General features: G+C 73.0%; 13 protein-coding genes. 2 read left to right on the top strand and 11 right to left on the bottom strand.

What is annotated here, in order from left to right:
• Window positions 1-40 precede the first annotated feature (40 nt).
• Window positions 41-568, top strand: a complete 528-nt coding sequence (locus ACFVVX_RS20030; protein ID WP_387947587.1) for an NUDIX hydrolase family protein — start codon at window positions 41-43, stop codon at window positions 566-568.
• A 79-nt stretch (window positions 569-647) separates the two neighbouring features.
• On the opposite strand, the gene ACFVVX_RS20025 is transcribed toward ACFVVX_RS20030, so the two are convergent.
• Entirely contained in the window at window positions 648-1481 is an 834-nt protein-coding gene (locus ACFVVX_RS20025; protein WP_387947314.1) for a PIG-L family deacetylase, read from the bottom strand.
• 236 nt (window positions 1482-1717) lie between these two features.
• Here ACFVVX_RS20025 and ACFVVX_RS20020 point away from each other — a divergent pair, with 236 nt between their 5' ends.
• On the top strand, window positions 1718-2398 hold the full coding sequence (locus ACFVVX_RS20020; protein ID WP_387947312.1) for a class I SAM-dependent methyltransferase: 681 nt from the start codon (window positions 1718-1720) through the stop codon (window positions 2396-2398).
• A gap of 148 nt (window positions 2399-2546) precedes the next feature.
• Here ACFVVX_RS20020 and ACFVVX_RS20015 read toward each other — a convergent pair whose 3' ends face one another.
• The 10 genes from ACFVVX_RS20015 to blsE all read right to left on the bottom strand — a co-directional run bounded on the left by ACFVVX_RS20015 (window position 2547) and on the right by blsE (window position 14625).
• Complete coding sequence (locus ACFVVX_RS20015; protein WP_387947310.1) at window positions 2547-3989, bottom strand: M1 family metallopeptidase; 1443 nt, start codon at window positions 3987-3989, stop codon at window positions 2547-2549.
• A gap of 82 nt (window positions 3990-4071) precedes the next feature.
• Entirely contained in the window at window positions 4072-4599 is a 528-nt protein-coding gene (locus ACFVVX_RS20010) for a nucleoside 2-deoxyribosyltransferase (RefSeq protein WP_387947308.1), read from the bottom strand.
• Between the two features lie 86 nt (window positions 4600-4685).
• A complete protein-coding gene (locus ACFVVX_RS20005; protein ID WP_387947306.1) occupies window positions 4686-5336 on the bottom strand; it encodes a class I SAM-dependent methyltransferase in 651 nt (216 codons plus the stop codon).
• 117 nt (window positions 5337-5453) lie between these two features.
• Window positions 5454-7337, bottom strand: coding sequence for a hypothetical protein (locus ACFVVX_RS20000; protein ID WP_387947304.1), 1884 nt, complete (start codon window positions 7335-7337; stop codon window positions 5454-5456).
• 151 nt (window positions 7338-7488) lie between these two features.
• A complete protein-coding gene (locus tag ACFVVX_RS19995) occupies window positions 7489-8769 on the bottom strand; it encodes an MFS transporter (protein WP_387947302.1) in 1281 nt (426 codons plus the stop codon).
• 147 nt (window positions 8770-8916) lie between these two features.
• Window positions 8917-10158: an ATP-dependent carboxylate-amine ligase gene (locus ACFVVX_RS19990; RefSeq protein ID WP_387947300.1), complete on the bottom strand. Its 1242-nt coding sequence runs from the start codon at window positions 10156-10158 to the stop codon at window positions 8917-8919.
• Window positions 10155-11336, bottom strand: coding sequence for a DegT/DnrJ/EryC1/StrS family aminotransferase (locus ACFVVX_RS19985; protein ID WP_387947298.1), 1182 nt, complete (start codon window positions 11334-11336; stop codon window positions 10155-10157). Before ACFVVX_RS19985 ends, ACFVVX_RS19990 begins: the two co-directional genes overlap by 4 nt.
• The gene (blsG, locus tag ACFVVX_RS19980) at window positions 11333-12499 is read right to left on the bottom strand and encodes an arginine 2,3-aminomutase (RefSeq protein ID WP_387947296.1); all 1167 of its coding nucleotides are present in this window, start codon (window positions 12497-12499) and stop codon (window positions 11333-11335) included. Before blsG ends, ACFVVX_RS19985 begins: the two co-directional genes overlap by 4 nt.
• A gap of 195 nt (window positions 12500-12694) precedes the next feature.
• The gene (gene blsF, locus ACFVVX_RS19975; protein WP_387947294.1) at window positions 12695-13648 is read right to left on the bottom strand and encodes a CGA synthase-related protein; all 954 of its coding nucleotides are present in this window, start codon (window positions 13646-13648) and stop codon (window positions 12695-12697) included.
• Window positions 13636-14625 carry a cytosylglucuronate decarboxylase gene (blsE, locus tag ACFVVX_RS19970; RefSeq protein WP_387947292.1) on the bottom strand — a complete coding sequence of 330 codons (990 nt, stop codon included), beginning with the start codon at window positions 14623-14625 and terminating at the stop codon, window positions 13636-13638. The genes blsF and blsE overlap by 13 nt, the downstream gene beginning before the upstream one ends.
• Between the last annotated feature and the right edge of the window lie 84 nt (window positions 14626-14709).

Here is a 14709-nt window from a genome sequence, read left to right as displayed (position 1 = left end):
AGGGGGGAGCGGGGGAACGTACGATCAGCCAATGTCTGACATGACGGAAACCAAGCCAGGCTGGCTCGCCCCCGAGGAACTTGAGACCACGAGGGCCCGGATACCGATTCTGTACGTCGAGGCCGTGCCGGTGCGCGTCGACGCCGCAGGCGAGGTCACCCAGATCGGGCTCCTGCTGCGGATCGGGCCGGACGGGACGGTCAGCCGCACGCTGGTCTCCGGCCGGGTGCTGTACCACGAGCGGATCCGCGACGCGCTGCTGCGGCACCTGGAGAAGGACCTCGGACCGGTGGCACTGCCCCGGATCCCGGCCTCGCTGCAGCCGTTCACCGTCGCCGAGTACTTTCCGACCCTGGGCATCACCGAGTTCCACGACCCCCGGCAGCACGCGGTGTCCCTCGCCTACATCATCCCGGTGGCCGGCGACTGCAGGCCGCGGCAGGACGCGCTCGACCTCGTCTGGTTCAGCCCCGAGGAGGCCGCCTCGCCGCTGGTGCAGCAGGACATGCCCGGCGGGCAGGGGGCGCTGCTCAAGCGGGCCCTGGCACACGTCGGCTGCCTGGCCTGAACCCCGTTCGTCCGCCGTCGGCGTGACCGGACCGGATCCTCCGGGTCCGGTCACGCCGACGGCCCGGCTGCGTCGGGGGTCAGCGCAGTCCGGCGAAGAGGTCGTTCTCGGGCAGGGCCGCGCCGGTGGTGTCACGGACCCGGAGGAAGGTCTCCACGCCCATCAGCTCGGTGAACCGCTCCTTGCCCATCTTCAGGAAGAAGATGTTCTCGCCCTGGCTGGCGTGCGCGGCCAGCGCGTCGAACTTCTGGCCGCCGAACTCGGTGGTGTCCACCCAGGTGGTGATCTCCTCGTCGGGGAGCCCTATCTCGGCCATTGCGGCGGCCTCCTCCGGGCTCGGCTCCTCCCAGTCCGCGCCGGACTCGCGCAGCACCTCCCCGAACCGCTGCATCATCGAGCGCGGCGCCGTGGTCCAGTACACCTTCGGCGTGATCCCGGACAGCTCCAGCGCCGCCATCGTGATGCGGTTCGCCTGGATGTGGTCGGGGTGGCCGTAGAAGCCGTTCTCGTCGTAGGTCACGACCACGTCGGGCTGGTAGCGCCGGAACAGTTCGGCGAGGCGGGCCGCGCCCTGCTCCACGGGCGTCCGCCAGAAGGACCCGGCCGCGTCGTTGGCCGGCCAGCCCATCATCCCGGAGTCGGCGTACTCCAACAGCTCCAGGTGGCTGACCTTCAGCACCTCGCAGCTCGCCTCCAGCTCCTGACGCCGCATCGCGGCGACAGCCGCCGGATCGTGTCCGGGCTCGCCGGGCTTGACACCCCCCGGCCCGTCACCGCAACCGCCGTCGGTACACGTGACGAGGACCGTGCGAACGCCCTCCGCCGCGTACCGCGCGAGGACACCCCCGGTTCCGGTGGCCTCGTCGTCGGGGTGGGCGTGTACCGCCATCATCGTCAAGGGTCGGTCGACCATGAAATCCATCCTCCACTCTGGAACGTGCTCGGTCCGAGTCTGCGGCATGCGGGCAGGTGGTCGCTCCCGATATCCGGGTGACTGAGCAACCTGGAGACCAGGAGAGGCAATCGGGAGCCCGCCGAGGTCTGGCGGTGCGTCACCGCGCCCGGCCCTCCGGGACCGCCCGGGCACCGTTGTTGCCGGATCGGCAACAGGACTGGCGCGGCCGCGACGCGGTGGGCGACGGTGGGCCCGTGACCGACAACATCGCAGCAGTTCCGACCGTGTCCGACGCCCTCCCGCCCGTGGACGAGTACCTCGGAGACCCCTCGGTGCGGGCGGAGTGGGACAGCCGCTACGCCGACCGCCAGCAGCTGTGGAGCGGGCGCCCCAACGGCGCGCTCGTGGCCGAGACCGCCGCGCTCACCCCGGGGCGGGTCCTCGACGTCGGCTGCGGTGAGGGCGCGGACGCCGTCTGGCTCGCCCGCGGCGGCTGGGACGTGACCGCGCTCGAGGTCTCGGGCGTGGCGCTGGAACGGGCGGCCGGGCACGCCCGGGACGCCGGTGCCGCCGTCCGCTGGGTGCACGCGGGACTGGCGGAGGCGCCGCTCCGGCCGGCGTCCTTCGACCTGGTCTCCGCCCAGTACCCGGCCCTGCTGCGCACCCCCGACGCCGCGGCCGAGCGCGCCCTGCTCGCCGCCGTCGCGCCCGGCGGAGTGCTGCTGCTCGTCCACCACGCGGGGATGGACACCCGGCCGGCCGATGACAGCGGATTCGACCCGGCCGACTACGTCTGGCCCTCGATGGTGGCCGCGCTCCTCGACGACGACTGGGAGATCGAGGTGGACGAGCAGCGGCCCCGCCTGGCACCCGAGGGCGGTGCCGGTGCGCATCACACCGACGACCTCGTGCTGCGCGCCCGCCGACTGCGCTGAGCCTCCGCCACCCGGGGCACCCCGGGGCACCCACGGCCACGGTCGGTACCGGGTCGGTGCTTCGGATGGTGCGTCGGCCGGTGGCTCGGGCCGTGCTTCGGCGGGGACTGCCCCGAAGGCGGCTCCGTCCCCGTTCGGGGGCGACCGGTCAGCCGTCGATCCGGTGGGCGGCCCAGAACGGTGTCAGGTCCTCGGCGGTGGCGCCCTGGGCGGCGGCCTTGAAAGCGGGGGTGCTGCTCACGCCGTACCAGTGCTCGCGCGCGTATCCGTGGAGCAGACGGGTCATCGTGTCGGTGCCGATCAGCCGCCGCAGCTCGTGCAGGGCGCACGCGCCGTAGTCGTAGACGACGGTCTCGTACCGTTCCGGGTGGTCGTCCCAGTACGCCATGCCGTTGGTGATCCGTTCCCGGGGCGAGACCCACGCGACGGTGCTCCAGCAGCCCGCGCCGTCCCGGCCGAGGGCGAGGTCGGTGGCGTACTCGGCGAACGACTCGTCCAGCCAGGGCTGGTGGTACTGGTCGTCACCGACGATCCCGTACCACCACTGGTGCGCGACCTCGTGGACGAGCGCGGTCGCCTTCACCCGGTCCAGGACGAAGCCCGGGTACTCCATGCCGCTGAACCAGAGGTCGTCGTCCAGGACGGCGTCCAGCTCCGGGTACGGGTACGCGCCGAACGCGCGGCTGTGCGCGTCCAGCGCGGACCCGGCGGTGGCCAGCATCGCCTGCGCGTCCGCCGCGCCGACGCCGGCCGTCCTGTGGACGTTGATCGTGACCCCGCCGGCGGAGACTCCGGAGACGGTGTCGAACGGGCCGGCGGCCCAGGCGAAGTCACGCACCTGTCGGGCGGTCGCCGTGGTGACGGTCCGTCCGGTGGCGCCCGGGGTGTCGGACGAACGCCCGGTGGCGGGTACCCCCAGGGCGGCGGGGTGGTCGAGCACGACGGTGAAGTCGGCGGCCAGGGCGTAGAAGGACTCCCCGGTGTCGGTGAACGGGTCGAGGTGCCAGCCGGTGGTGTCCCGCACCGCGAGCACCGGCAGGGCGTTGCCGAAGTAGCTGTACGCCCCGTGCCGCCCGAACCGGTCGGCGCTGTCCGTGCGTTCGGGAGCCCGCATGGTGACGTCGAAGCCGATCGTGTGGCGCCCGCCGGGACCGAGCGGGGTCGGCAGGGCGATCCGCAGCGCGGTGCACCCGACCGAGAGGCCGTCCTCGGCGCCCCCGACCAGGCGTGTCACGCTGACGGCCGGTGCCGAACAGCCGCCGTGGGCGTTGCCCCACAGCCTCAGGACGACCTCGTGGAGCGGCTCGGTCGAGACGTTGTCGAAGCTCACGCGCTCGTGCCCGGACCAGTCGTCTCCCGAGGCTCCGCCGGTCAGATCGACCGTGTAGGCGGCCGCAGCCGGCGTCCGCTCCGACGCGTTGCGCGGACCGTGCCCTGCCGGTGCGGTGCCCGCGGTGCTGGTAGCCGCTGTGCTGGTGCCCGCGGTGCTGGTGCCCGCGGTGCTGGTGGCCGCTGTGCTGGTGCCCGCGGTGCTGGCGATCAGCGCGAAGCACGCGAGGAGGGCGGCCAGGAGCCGCGCGGACCTGCTCATGCGTGCTCCTCGGGGGATCGGTGGAGGGGCTGTGCGGAGGAGGACCGGGCCCCGGTGCGGCCGGGGCCCGGGCGCTCCCGGTTCACCGACGGCCGGCGCCCTCCCGCTGCCGCAGCACCGCCAGGTCCACCGCCCGGTCGAGGGCCGGCAGGCAGGTGGCGATGTCGGTGTGGACCACGCACTCCACCGACGCCACCGTGTGCAGGCCCTGGACCAGGAAGGTGTACTCCCTGCCGCGCTCCAGCAGCAGGACGATCGGCTTGTCGAAGGCGCTGGCCCAGCCGATCTCGATGTGGGTGCCCGGCGAGGCCGGATGACCGGGCAGGGCGACGAAGACGTCGGCCTTGCGGATCTCGTCCTGGTCGAGTCGGGTGCACTGCTCCGGCTGCATCAGTTCCGCCCCCCACGCCTCACGGCGGTGGGCGTTGTGCACGGAGAGCCCCTGCGCCTCGAAGTGCTTGATCAGGACGTCGAACGGGGCCCGGGCGTCGTCCGGCATCTCTCCGGTCTCCGGGTCCAGGAGCTGGATGAACGGGCCGGCGAGGAAGATCGAACGGATGCCCAGGTCAGGGCGGGAGTCACGGGAGTCATGGGGCAGCGTGATGGCCATGGGGATACCTCCGGAGCAGCGCCGGTGGGCGGTGTCGGGCGAGGGCCGACCGGCGGGCGGTCGTGGGCTGAGGGCGGCGTGCCGGGTCAGTCCTTGAGGAAGCACTGGATGAAGGCGTCGCCGGTGGTGCCGCCATGGGTGTACTCGGTGGTGTCGTATGCGACGAACCGGTGCCGCTCGACCCGGATCCGGCGGAAGTGCGGGAGGTACTGCCAGCGCAGCTCCGGCTTGGTGCTGAAGAACGGGATGAACACGCCGCCGGGACGCAGCACCCGGACGACCTCCGGCATGGTCCTGGCCCACAGCGCGGCGTCCGTCCAGACCTCCAGGTCGAGGGCCGGGTCGAAGAACATCCCGTCGATGCTCTCGGACGGCAGCTCGAAGACCCGCTCGAAGAAGTCGCCGCGTTCGACGGTCAGGTTGTCGGGCACCTGCGGGTGCCGGTCCCGGAACAGTTCCTCGACCTCGTCGAAGAGTTCCAGCACGGTGTGGCTGCGGGTCGCCGGGTTCCGGGCGATGCGCAGGGCGGACAGGCCGAGCCCCAGCCCCACCTCGTAGAAGTCCTGGCCGTACTCGCAGAGCATGTCGGCGCTGGCCCACATCAGGTCCCGCTCCCAGGCCTGCATGGCCTGCTCGCCGCCGATGCTGAGGGTCACCTCGCCGTTCTGCTCGATCAGCTTGATCGCCGGCTTCTCCGGGGGCGTGGTGCCCCGCTCCGCGACGCTCTGGCTTTCCATGGTTCTCCCTACGGGTGCGGGTGGGTCAGGTGCTGTGGGTGGGGCAGCGCGCGGGTCGGGCGGGTCCGGCGGGTCGGGCACCGCGGGCGGGCTGGTGGTGAGGATGGTGCGGGTGGGTCAGGTGGTGCGGGGGACCACCCCGAAGTGGCGGCGGGCCGTCGAGACGGCGAGGTCCTGCACGGCGAACACCGTGAAGTAGTACGCCTGCGGGGCCGTGTCGGGGGCGAACCGCACGCGGAAGGCGACCTCCTCGGCCTGCCCGCCGGCGAGCCGGACCCTGGTCGTGAGCGGCTCCACGGTGGTGTCCTCGCGCAGGTAGCTCGGGACGAAGAGGCCCAGCCGGACCGGGCCGGGCCTGGCCGGGGTGACCGTGGCCCGTACCTCCAGCACGCCGCCCTGCTCGACCTCGTCCGGGGCGTGGGCGAGCAGCGCGGGGGCGTCGGGGATCCGGAAGGTGACATCGCCGCACCGCATGCAGACGGCGCTCGTGGTGTCCAGGACGTGCGGGAGCAGTCCCCGCCGGGTGAACTCCTGCGCGGGGCGCCCGCAGTGGCAGGTGACCTCCCGGACCTGCCGGTCCAGGCTGCTGCGGTCGCCGAAGTGCGCCGGGTAGTTCATGAGTTCGGTCTCGGGGTTGGCCGCGACCTGCTCGGTGATCACGTGGTCGAGGGACTGCAGGTCCGCCGTGAGCGAGGCGTCGATCTGCTCGGGCGACTGGTCGGCGAGGTGGGTGGGCCTGGCCACCCAGAGGTCGACCTTCCGGGCCAGCTTGGTCAGCCGGGGCCGCAGCGGGTGGTTGTGCGGCAGCAGGCCCGAGGCGAGATAGGCGGTGAGCCGGCCGCCCACGGTGAGCAGCAGCGGGTCGGGGCGGTGGTCCGTCGGGGCCGGCGGCGCCGGGGTGTCCTCCGGTGCCCCCGGCAGCCCGAAGCGCATGAACGCCGGGTAGGGGTGCGAGCCCGCCAGGCTGGCGTTGAGGGTGTCGACGGAGTCCGCGCCGGTGAGGGCGCCGTGCATCCAGGCGACGTTCTCCGGCCGGTCGGAGTCGTGCACCGACACGGCCGAGACCACCGTGCGGGCCGGGCCGTCGAGCGCGTTCAGCAGCAGCTGGTACTTCGGGTCGTACAGGGCGAGGTCCGCGAGCGGGCCGCTGTTGCACGCGCTGAGCACCAGCTCCACGGCCTCCACCCGGTTGAGGGGGACCAGCTTGTCCTCCGGCTTGTAGCAGGGCAGTCCGTAGGCGCAGCGCGGGCCGAGCAGCCCGGGCCTGGCCGGGGCCGAGTCGTTGAGGCCGCAGATGGTGAACTCGCCGAGGTTGACGCTGTCGTCCTTGCCGTGGCCCTGGAAGGCCACCCGGCGCCACCGGGTGCCCAGGATCTCCGCCTGGATGTCCGAACGCTCGAAGTCGCGGTCGTCGAAGACCTGGACGCCGGGCAGCCGGGGCGGCCGGTCGGTGTCGGTGAAGAGGCCCAGCGCGTCGATGTCGAGGGCGGGCTCCGCGTACTGCTTGGCCACGTTCCAGACGACCGAGGCGCCGTCCCGGCCGCTCAGCAGCGTCAGTCCGTGGCGCGGGCCGCGGTAGGTCGCCATCAGCAGCGCCCGGACGGGGTCGAGGGTGAGCCGGTCGTAGCAGCCGACGACCAGCAGCGAACCGCTGTGCCGGGCCCGGAACGCCGCGACGTCCGTCAGCTCCTCCTCGCCCACCCACGTCCGGGCGAGCGGGCGGGCCAGCTCCGCGAGTCCTTCGGGCAGCTGCGCCCGGCCGAGGAGGATTCCGACGTCCAGCGGGCTGGGCCGCCGCAGGCCGCCGTACAGTCGGCCGGCGAGCTCGACGCTCTTCTCCAGGTCGGCGCGGTCCTCGGTCGGGACCGGTACGGCCAGGAGCTGCGGGGAGTCCAGGAACTCCCGGACGGCCTGCGGTAACTCCTGCCGGGTGACCGGTCGGAACAGCGGGGCCGGCCCGGAGGGCTGCTCGGGCCGCTGGTCGGTGAGGGCGGCGTTCATGGTGGACCACCTCGTGTCGTCCGCGCCCGGAGGGCGGAAGGATAGGGGGACGGGGGGAGCTGGGCGGGGAGAGAAAGGGGAGCAGCTACGTGCGCGGGCCGGCGAAGGGCCGAACGGCCAGGCGGGGGGCCTCGGGTGTCGGGCGGGGCTGTCATGCCGCACACTCCACCGACGGCGCTGCCTGCCGGGTCAGCAGCCCCCGGAAGCCGAAGGCCAGCCCGGCGGCGGCCAGGGCGGTTCCGGTCGCCACCGCGAACACCGTCCGCGGCCCGAACGGGTCCATCAGCAGCCCGCCGACCTGTTGGCCGAGGGCGTCGCCCAGGACGGTGGCCAGCGACGCCCAGGTGAACGCCTCCGCCATGGACCGCCCGTCGGCGATGCCGCTCACCAGGGTCATCTCACTGGCGGAGACCAGGGCGATGGGTGCGCTGCCCACCGCGAGTGCCAGCGCCAGGCCCAGCTGGGAGCCGGCGAGCAGGGTCAGCCCCGTCCCGAGGGCGTAGGCCAGCAGCAGGCGGGGGAACCGCACCTGGGGGGCCACCTCGGACTGGGACCGGCCCAGCCACAGGGCGCCCAGTGCACTGCCGACGCCCCAGCAGGCGTACACCACGCCCGCGCCGCCCGGAGCCCCGTGCCGCGCGACGAAGGCGGGGATCGCCAGCGTCAGCAGACCGATGGGCACCGCGGAGACGGCCATGATGCCGGTCAGCGCCAGCAGGGCCGGCTCCCGCAGTGGGCCCAGCGGGTGGCGCTGCTGCTTCGGAGCGGCCACCTTCGTGCTGTCGGTGCTGTCGGTGTCTTCGGTTCGGCTGGTGGTGCTCTCGGTGCTGCTCTCGGTGCCGGCGGGCAGCCGGGTGTGCGCCAGCCCGAGCGTGCCCAGGCCGCCCACCGCCGCGACCGCCGTCAGCGCCAGGCCCGCCGAGCCGACCAGCATCAGCGCCGCCAGCATCAGCGGTGCACCGATCACCAGGACCTCCGTGAGCAGTGCCTCCCACAGGTAGGCCGTCTCGCGCTCCTCCTCCTTGAGCGGCAGCCGCGCCCAGAGCGAGCGCATGCACGCGTTCGCGGGGGGCAGCACCACCCCGGCGACGACCGCTGCCGCGGGTTGCGCCCACCCGCCCGGGTGGGTCGCCCACACCAGCACGGCGAGTGCCACCGGGTAGGCGACGGCGGTGGCGGTCAGCACCGCCGAGCGGCCGCTGCGGTCGAGGCGGCGGGCGATCAGCGGGCTGCCGAGGGCCATCCCCAGCGTGTACAGCGCGGCGACCAGCCCGGCCTGGGCGTAGCTGCCGCCCTGCTCACGGACCGTCAGCACAATGGCCAGCGACATCAGGTAGACCGGCAGCCTGGAGACGACGCTCCACCAGGCCGCCCCGGCCACCTGGGGACGTGTGAGCAGGTCGAGGAAGCGACGGGGCAGGCCGCTGGTCACGTGGTCGGTCTCCGTTCCGGGGCCGCCCGGAGGCGGCGGAGTCGGGTGCCGCGCCGTCGCTCGCACGGGCGGTACGGGCGGTACGGGCGGTGCCGGCAGTACGGGTGGTACGGGTGGTACTGCCGGCGCCGGCGGCACGGGTGGGGGTCAGATGGGGAGGGCATCGGCCTCCTGCGCCGGCACCACCTCGATCGTGAACCGGTCGAGCACCCCGCGCATGCGGTTCTCCACCTCCGCGACCGAACCTCCCACGACATGGGCGTACCCCGAGGCGTTGTGCGAGGCCCGACGGGCCGTCACCGGATCGCCGGTACCGACCTTGAGCACGGCGTCGACGACCCCGGGCATCCCCAGGATCTCCTCCCGGGACGTGATCCGCCGGATCCTTCCCGAGCCGGGCAGCGGCAGCAGCAGATCGCCCGCACAGCGGCGTTCGCGGTAGTCCAGCTCCGGGCGCCGACCGAGGTAGACCGCCAAGGTGGCCCCGAACACGTCGAAGCCGTACGCGTGGCCGTGGTTGGCGGGAATCTCGCAGCCCGCGAGCCGCACGCCGATCTCACCCGCGTACACCTCCCCGGCGATCAGGAAGAACTCCATGTGCGCGTAACCGTGGTCCACGCCCATCCCGGTGACGATGCGCTGGACCAGGGCCCGCAGGTCGACCGGCGGGCCCTCGCCGGTGCCGACGCTGATGTTGGCGTTCATCGCGCCGTCGACGATGTCCAGCGGGCGGCAGGGCATCGCGCTCGGCCACGCGTCCAGCACCTCGCCGTCGAGGATGAGCGCGCACACCTCCCACTCGGTACCCCCGAGGTGCTCCTCGACCATCCAGTCCCGCGCGCCGAGGTCGATCCCGGCGAGGCCGCCGGGCCCGGCGAGCCGGTGGGTGTCCACGCAGGCGAAGGAGTCCACCGGTTTGAGCACCACCGGCCAGCCGTGCCGGTCGGCGAACCGCTCGACCTCGTCGGCCGACCGCACCCGCGCGAACTCCGCCGTCCGCAGGCCCAGTTCCCGGAAGCACGCCTTCATGGCGGCCTTGTCCCGGACCAGGGTCACCTGCCGCTCGGTCAGGTGCGGCAGACCGGCGAGCGCCGCGAACCGCTGGGCCGCGGCCTGCCGGGGCTCCGAAGGGTTGCAGAACCGGGTCGGCGGCACCGGCAGCCCAGCCGTCCACGCCCGGTACCGCCTCGCCTCCTCCTCCGGTGCCACGCCCTCGCGCACCCAGAAGGCGGGCAGGTGCGCGGTCTCCAGGAGGTAGTCCTCCGGCAGGTCCAGGCGCGTCTCGGCGAACCGCAGCAGGACCAGCCGGTCGGTCAGCTCCCGGACCGCGTAGCGGGTGAAGGACGACGGTCGGTCGTCCACCATCAACAGCACCTCGGCGTCGGTCACACCGCCTCCAGCACCTGGCGGACGGTCTTGGCCGCGAGGGCCTGCTCCTCCTCGGGCAGCTCCGGGGAGAGCGGTACGCACAGGGTGCGGTCCAGCAGGTCCCTGGTCCGGGCGAAGCCGTCGCGGCTGAGCGCGAGCGGGCCCTCGGGGGCGTGGTTCCACGGAAAGCCGTCGCGGTAGAGCGAACGACGGCCGGTGAGCACCGGGTGGTCGGGCAGCAGGTACTTCCCGAGCGTCCAGTTGGCGACGCCCGCCGCGGTGAGCGCGGCCACCGCGGAGTCCCGCAGCTCCTTGCTCTCGCACCGGAAGCGCAGGCTGACCTTCACGTCACCGGCGGCCCGGGGCCGGACCACCAGATCGGGCCGGTCGGGCAGTTCGGCCATGGCGATGGCGTACATCCGCTCCAGGCCGGCGAGCAGCTCGTCGAGGTGCCGGAACTGCTGGCACTGGACGGCCGCGACCTGCTCGCTGGTCACGAAGTTCTCGCCGAAGTGGGCGTCCTGGTTCCACGTCGGGTAGTGGCCCGGCACCCGCGCCGAGCCGTGGTCGTGGTAGCGGCGCATGGTCGCCCAGGCGTCGTCCTCGTTGGTGACGACCAGCCCGCCCTCGCCCGAGGTGAGGACCTTGTTGTGGTGGAAGCTGAACGTCCCGGCGTAGCCGGCCGTCCCGACGTACCGGCCGTCGGGGAAACGCGCGCCGAGGGACTGGGCGCAGTCCTCGACGAGGTACGGCACGCCCGTCGGCAGCGGTGCCACCGTGCCCTCCATGTGGGCCGTGATCACCCGCTGCGCATCGGGCGGCAGCAGCGTCGGGTCCATGGACAGCGAGTCGTCCGCGTCGACCAGCACCGGGATCAGGCCGCACGACAGCACCGCGCCGGCCACCGCGACGAAGGTCACCGCCGGGATGTGGACCAGGTCGCCGACGGCGGGGCGGGTGGAGATCAGCGCCAGCCTCAGCGCCTCCGTGCAGTTGTGCACGGCCAGGGCGTGCCCCGCCCCCAGCCGCTCGGCCACCGTCCGCTCCAGCCGGGAGGCCATGCTCTCGGTCTCGGTCTGGTACCGGAACAGGACCTGATGCTCGATCACCGTCCGCAGCTCCGACATGTCGGACCAGTCGAGGTAGTTCGCTCCGTAGGGCAGGAAGCGCTGCCCGAGCCGCTTGTCGAGTGAGCTCATGGTGTGTCGGACTCCGTGATCGGCTGCGCCTCACCGCCGACGACCATCTCCTGGCCTCGGTAGTTGCGGAGCAGCAGGCCGTCGGGGGTGGGGGTGAAGGAGGGCTGTGCGATCGGGATCTTGCCGATCTTCGTGGTCAGCACGTACTGGGGGACGCCGAACCCGGTGATGTGGCCCTGCAGGCCGGCCATGATCTCCCAGCCCTTCTCCACGGACGTCATGAAGTGCGAGACCCCGGTGACGTTGTCGCAGTGGTAGAGGTAGTACGGCCGGACCCTGATCCGCAGCAGCTCGGTCATCAGGGTGCGCATGGTGGTGACGTCGTCGTTGATCCCGCGCAGCAGCACCGTCTGGTTCCCGACCGGGATCCCGTGCCGCAACAGGCGGTCGACGGCCGCCGCGGCCTCCGGGGTGATCTCCTTCGGGTGGTTGAAGTGGGTGTTCAGCCAGACCGGGTGGTAGCGGGCGAGCATCGAGCAGAGGCCCTCGGTGATCCGCTGCGGCAGCAGCACGGGGAACCTGCTGCCGATCCGGATGATCTCCACACTGGGGATCGCCCGGAGCCCGGCGATGATCTCCTCCAGCTTGCCGTCCTGGTAGGACAGCGGGTCGCCGCCGGTCAGCAGGACGTCCCGGATCTCGGGGTGTTCGGCGATGTAGCGCAGGTCCTCGTCGTAGGAGCCGCCCTCGTCGTCGCGGAAGTAGGTGCCCTCGACGTCGGTCGTGTGGAACTTGCGGGTGCAGTGGCGGCAGTAGACCGGGCACGCCTCGGTGATCAGCATGATCACCCGGTCCGGGTACTTGTGCACCACCCGGTTGGTCTTGCGGTAGAAGGTGTCCCCGACCGGGTCGACCTCGGCGCCCGGGAACTCCATCAGCTCGCCGAGCGCCGGCACCGCCTGCTGCCGGACCGGACACCCGGGGTCGTCCGGATCCATCAGCGACGCGTAGTACGGGGTGACGCTCCAGCGGTACTTGCCCGCCACCCCCGCGATCGCCTGCTCCTCGTCGGTGCTGAGGTTGATCCACTGCCGGGCCTTCTCGACGGTGGTGATGCGTCGGCGCATGTGCCAGCGCCAGTCGTCCCAGTCGGTCTCCGGGACCCTGGGGCGGATCAGTTCGGGGCGGGTGGCAGCCGTGGGTTCGCGAAGGGTGTCGGACATGGCGGCTCCAGCACGACGGGGACGGGGTGGGCGAGTTGAGCGAGTTGAGCGAGTTGGGCGGGTCGGGCGGGGCAGGCAGGTTGGGTGCGGCGGCCGGAACCGGCGCGCCCGGATCGGCGGACCGGGGAGTCGGGGGCACCGAGGAGTCGGGGGAGAACTGGATGCGGTGGGCCCGCGGTGCGGCCTCCGGAGGGATCACATCGGGGCGAGTGCGAGTTGGCGGAGGGTGCGGGCGACGCGCTGCGCGCCCCGCAGGTCGTCCAGGGCCGGGTCGAGCAGGTGCCACGGCCCGGCTGCCGCGGCCGCGGAGAGGGCCCACAGGCCCGGGTCGCCGGGATCGTCGGCCGAGGGCAGCGGCAGGACCTCGGCGACCTGTTCGGCCAAACCGCGTTGGGCGGGCCCGAGCGGTGGCAGCAGGGCCAGCGGTGCCCGCCGCGCCTGGGCGAGGGCGAGCGCCCCGAGCACCGGCGAGGTCAGGAACACGGCGGCATCGGCATGGAGCACGTCCGGGTCGACCTCGGCGGCCCGGTGCACCAGGACCCCCGGCTGCTCCAGCAGACCGCCCAGGGCGGACCGCAGGAGCGCGAGCCCGGTGTCGGCGACCACGGTGCAGCTCCCGGTGCGGCGCAGCGCGGCATCGGTCAGCTCCCGCAGCGCCCCGGTGGCGAAGGCCTCCGCCTCCGCGTCGGGTACGCCCCACAGGGAGAGCAGCAGCAGGGTGCCCGAGCGGGTCCTGCTCCTGCCGGTGCGCTGCGGCGCGAGGATCCCGGTGGGCCGTGCGCCGCGGGCCAGCGGCCCGGACGGCGGCAGCCACCCGGGCCGGTGGATCCGGCCGAGTGCACGCCCAGGCGGCGCCTCGTCGGCGGCCGGGTCGGGATGCCCCGATTCCAGGTGCACCACCGGCACGCCCAGGCCGAGCAGCCGCTCGGCGGCCGGTACGTCGTCGCAGACCAGTGCTGCGACCGGCGGCGGGTCGAGGTCGGACCGGCCGATCGGACGGAGGTCGCCCAGGTGGGCGCGGACCCGCCGCAGGGCGAGCGTCGAGTCCAACCGGTCCTCGCGGGCGCTCAGCAGCACCCGCGGGCCGTCGTGCGCGGTGCGGCCGTCCGGTGCGGCCGACGCCTCCTGGGCGGAGGTCAGTAGTGCCATGGTCCCACCGCCCCGAGTCGGGCCACGTCGTCGCTGTATCCGGCGGCGGTGGTGGAGCAGCCACTGCACACCGCGGGGCCGCGCTCGCGGAAGTGGTCGGCGTGGGCCCGGAAGACCGGGGTGTCCAGCCGGATCACCCCCTGCTCCCGCAGCGGTGCACCACCGGGCCCGTCGTCGCCCTCCCGGTGGGGGATGCAGCTGCAGGCGAACATCCGCCCGTACTTGCCGTCGACGTAGATGACGTCGTCGGCGACGTGGCACAGCGGTTCGGCGGCCCGCGGGGTGACGGACTGCGTGAAGTACCGCTCCTGCTCCTGAGGGGTGTCGCCGTAGAAACGCTTGCCCATCGGGACCAGCAGGGCGGCCGGATCGGCTTCGTAGATCGGATCGCAGACGCTGCGGACGTGATCGGCGTCGGGATAGGTGATGGTGCGGTCGAGCTTGAGCGCGGACAGCTCCCACTGCCGCACCCCCGCCTCGGTCAGCACCTGTTGCAGCCGTGGCATCTCGGTGTAGTTGTGCGGTCCGACCACGGTGTTGACCCTGGGCAGGATGCCGAGCGCGGCGGCGTCGCGCAGGCCCTGCAGCCCGCTGTCGAACATGCCGGGGGAGCGCCGGTAGACGTCGTGGGTGGCGCCCGAGGCGCCGTCCAGGCTGACGATCACCTGGGCCAGGCCGGCCGCGGCCAGCGGGGCGGCCATCCTGGGCAGCAGCGAGCCGTTGGTGATCAGGGACATCCTCATCCCGCCGGCCGTCCCCGAACGCACCAGGTCCACCACGTCCGGGTGCATCAGCGGCTCGCCTCCGGTGAACCGGATGTACCCCACGCCGGCGTCCCTGGCCTTGGGCACCAGGTCGTCGAAGTCCTCCCGGGAGAAGCGGAACGTGTCGCGGGAGAGGGCGAACTCGCACATGAAGCAGTCGGCGTTGCAGGCTTCCAGGATCCTGATGAAGAGGTAGCGCTCACGTGTGGACACGGGTGGGTGACCTTCCAGACGACTCGCCGGACAGGGTGGGACGGGTACGACGGGAGACGGGTGGCGACCGGGCGGACCGGCACG

The sequence above is a fragment of the Kitasatospora sp. NPDC058170 genome (assembly GCF_042883905.1).
GTDB lineage: Bacteria > Actinomycetota > Actinomycetes > Streptomycetales > Streptomycetaceae > Kitasatospora.
Note: the sequence above shows the minus strand (reverse complement) of the source record. Positions and strands in the feature narration are given on the sequence as shown.

What these genes read in the sequence shown, in the direction of transcription:
- blsF (WP_387947294.1), bottom strand. Translation starts at nt 13,648, where the DNA reads ATGGCACTACTGACCTCCGCCCAGGAGGCGTCGGCCGCACCGGACGGC.
- ACFVVX_RS19985 (WP_387947298.1), bottom strand. Translation starts at nt 11,336, where the DNA reads ATGAGCTCACTCGACAAGCGGCTCGGGCAGCGCTTCCTGCCCTACGGA.
- ACFVVX_RS20025 (WP_387947314.1), bottom strand. Translation starts at nt 1,481, where the DNA reads ATGGTCGACCGACCCTTGACGATGATGGCGGTACACGCCCACCCCGAC.
- ACFVVX_RS20010 (WP_387947308.1), bottom strand. Translation starts at nt 4,599, where the DNA reads ATGGCCATCACGCTGCCCCATGACTCCCGTGACTCCCGCCCTGACCTG.
- blsG (WP_387947296.1), bottom strand. Translation starts at nt 12,499, where the DNA reads ATGTCCGACACCCTTCGCGAACCCACGGCTGCCACCCGCCCCGAACTG.
- ACFVVX_RS20030 (WP_387947587.1), top strand. Translation starts at nt 41, where the DNA reads ATGACGGAAACCAAGCCAGGCTGGCTCGCCCCCGAGGAACTTGAGACC.
- ACFVVX_RS20015 (WP_387947310.1), bottom strand. Translation starts at nt 3,989, where the DNA reads ATGAGCAGGTCCGCGCGGCTCCTGGCCGCCCTCCTCGCGTGCTTCGCG.
- ACFVVX_RS20005 (WP_387947306.1), bottom strand. Translation starts at nt 5,336, where the DNA reads ATGGAAAGCCAGAGCGTCGCGGAGCGGGGCACCACGCCCCCGGAGAAG.
- ACFVVX_RS20000 (WP_387947304.1), bottom strand. Translation starts at nt 7,337, where the DNA reads ATGAACGCCGCCCTCACCGACCAGCGGCCCGAGCAGCCCTCCGGGCCG.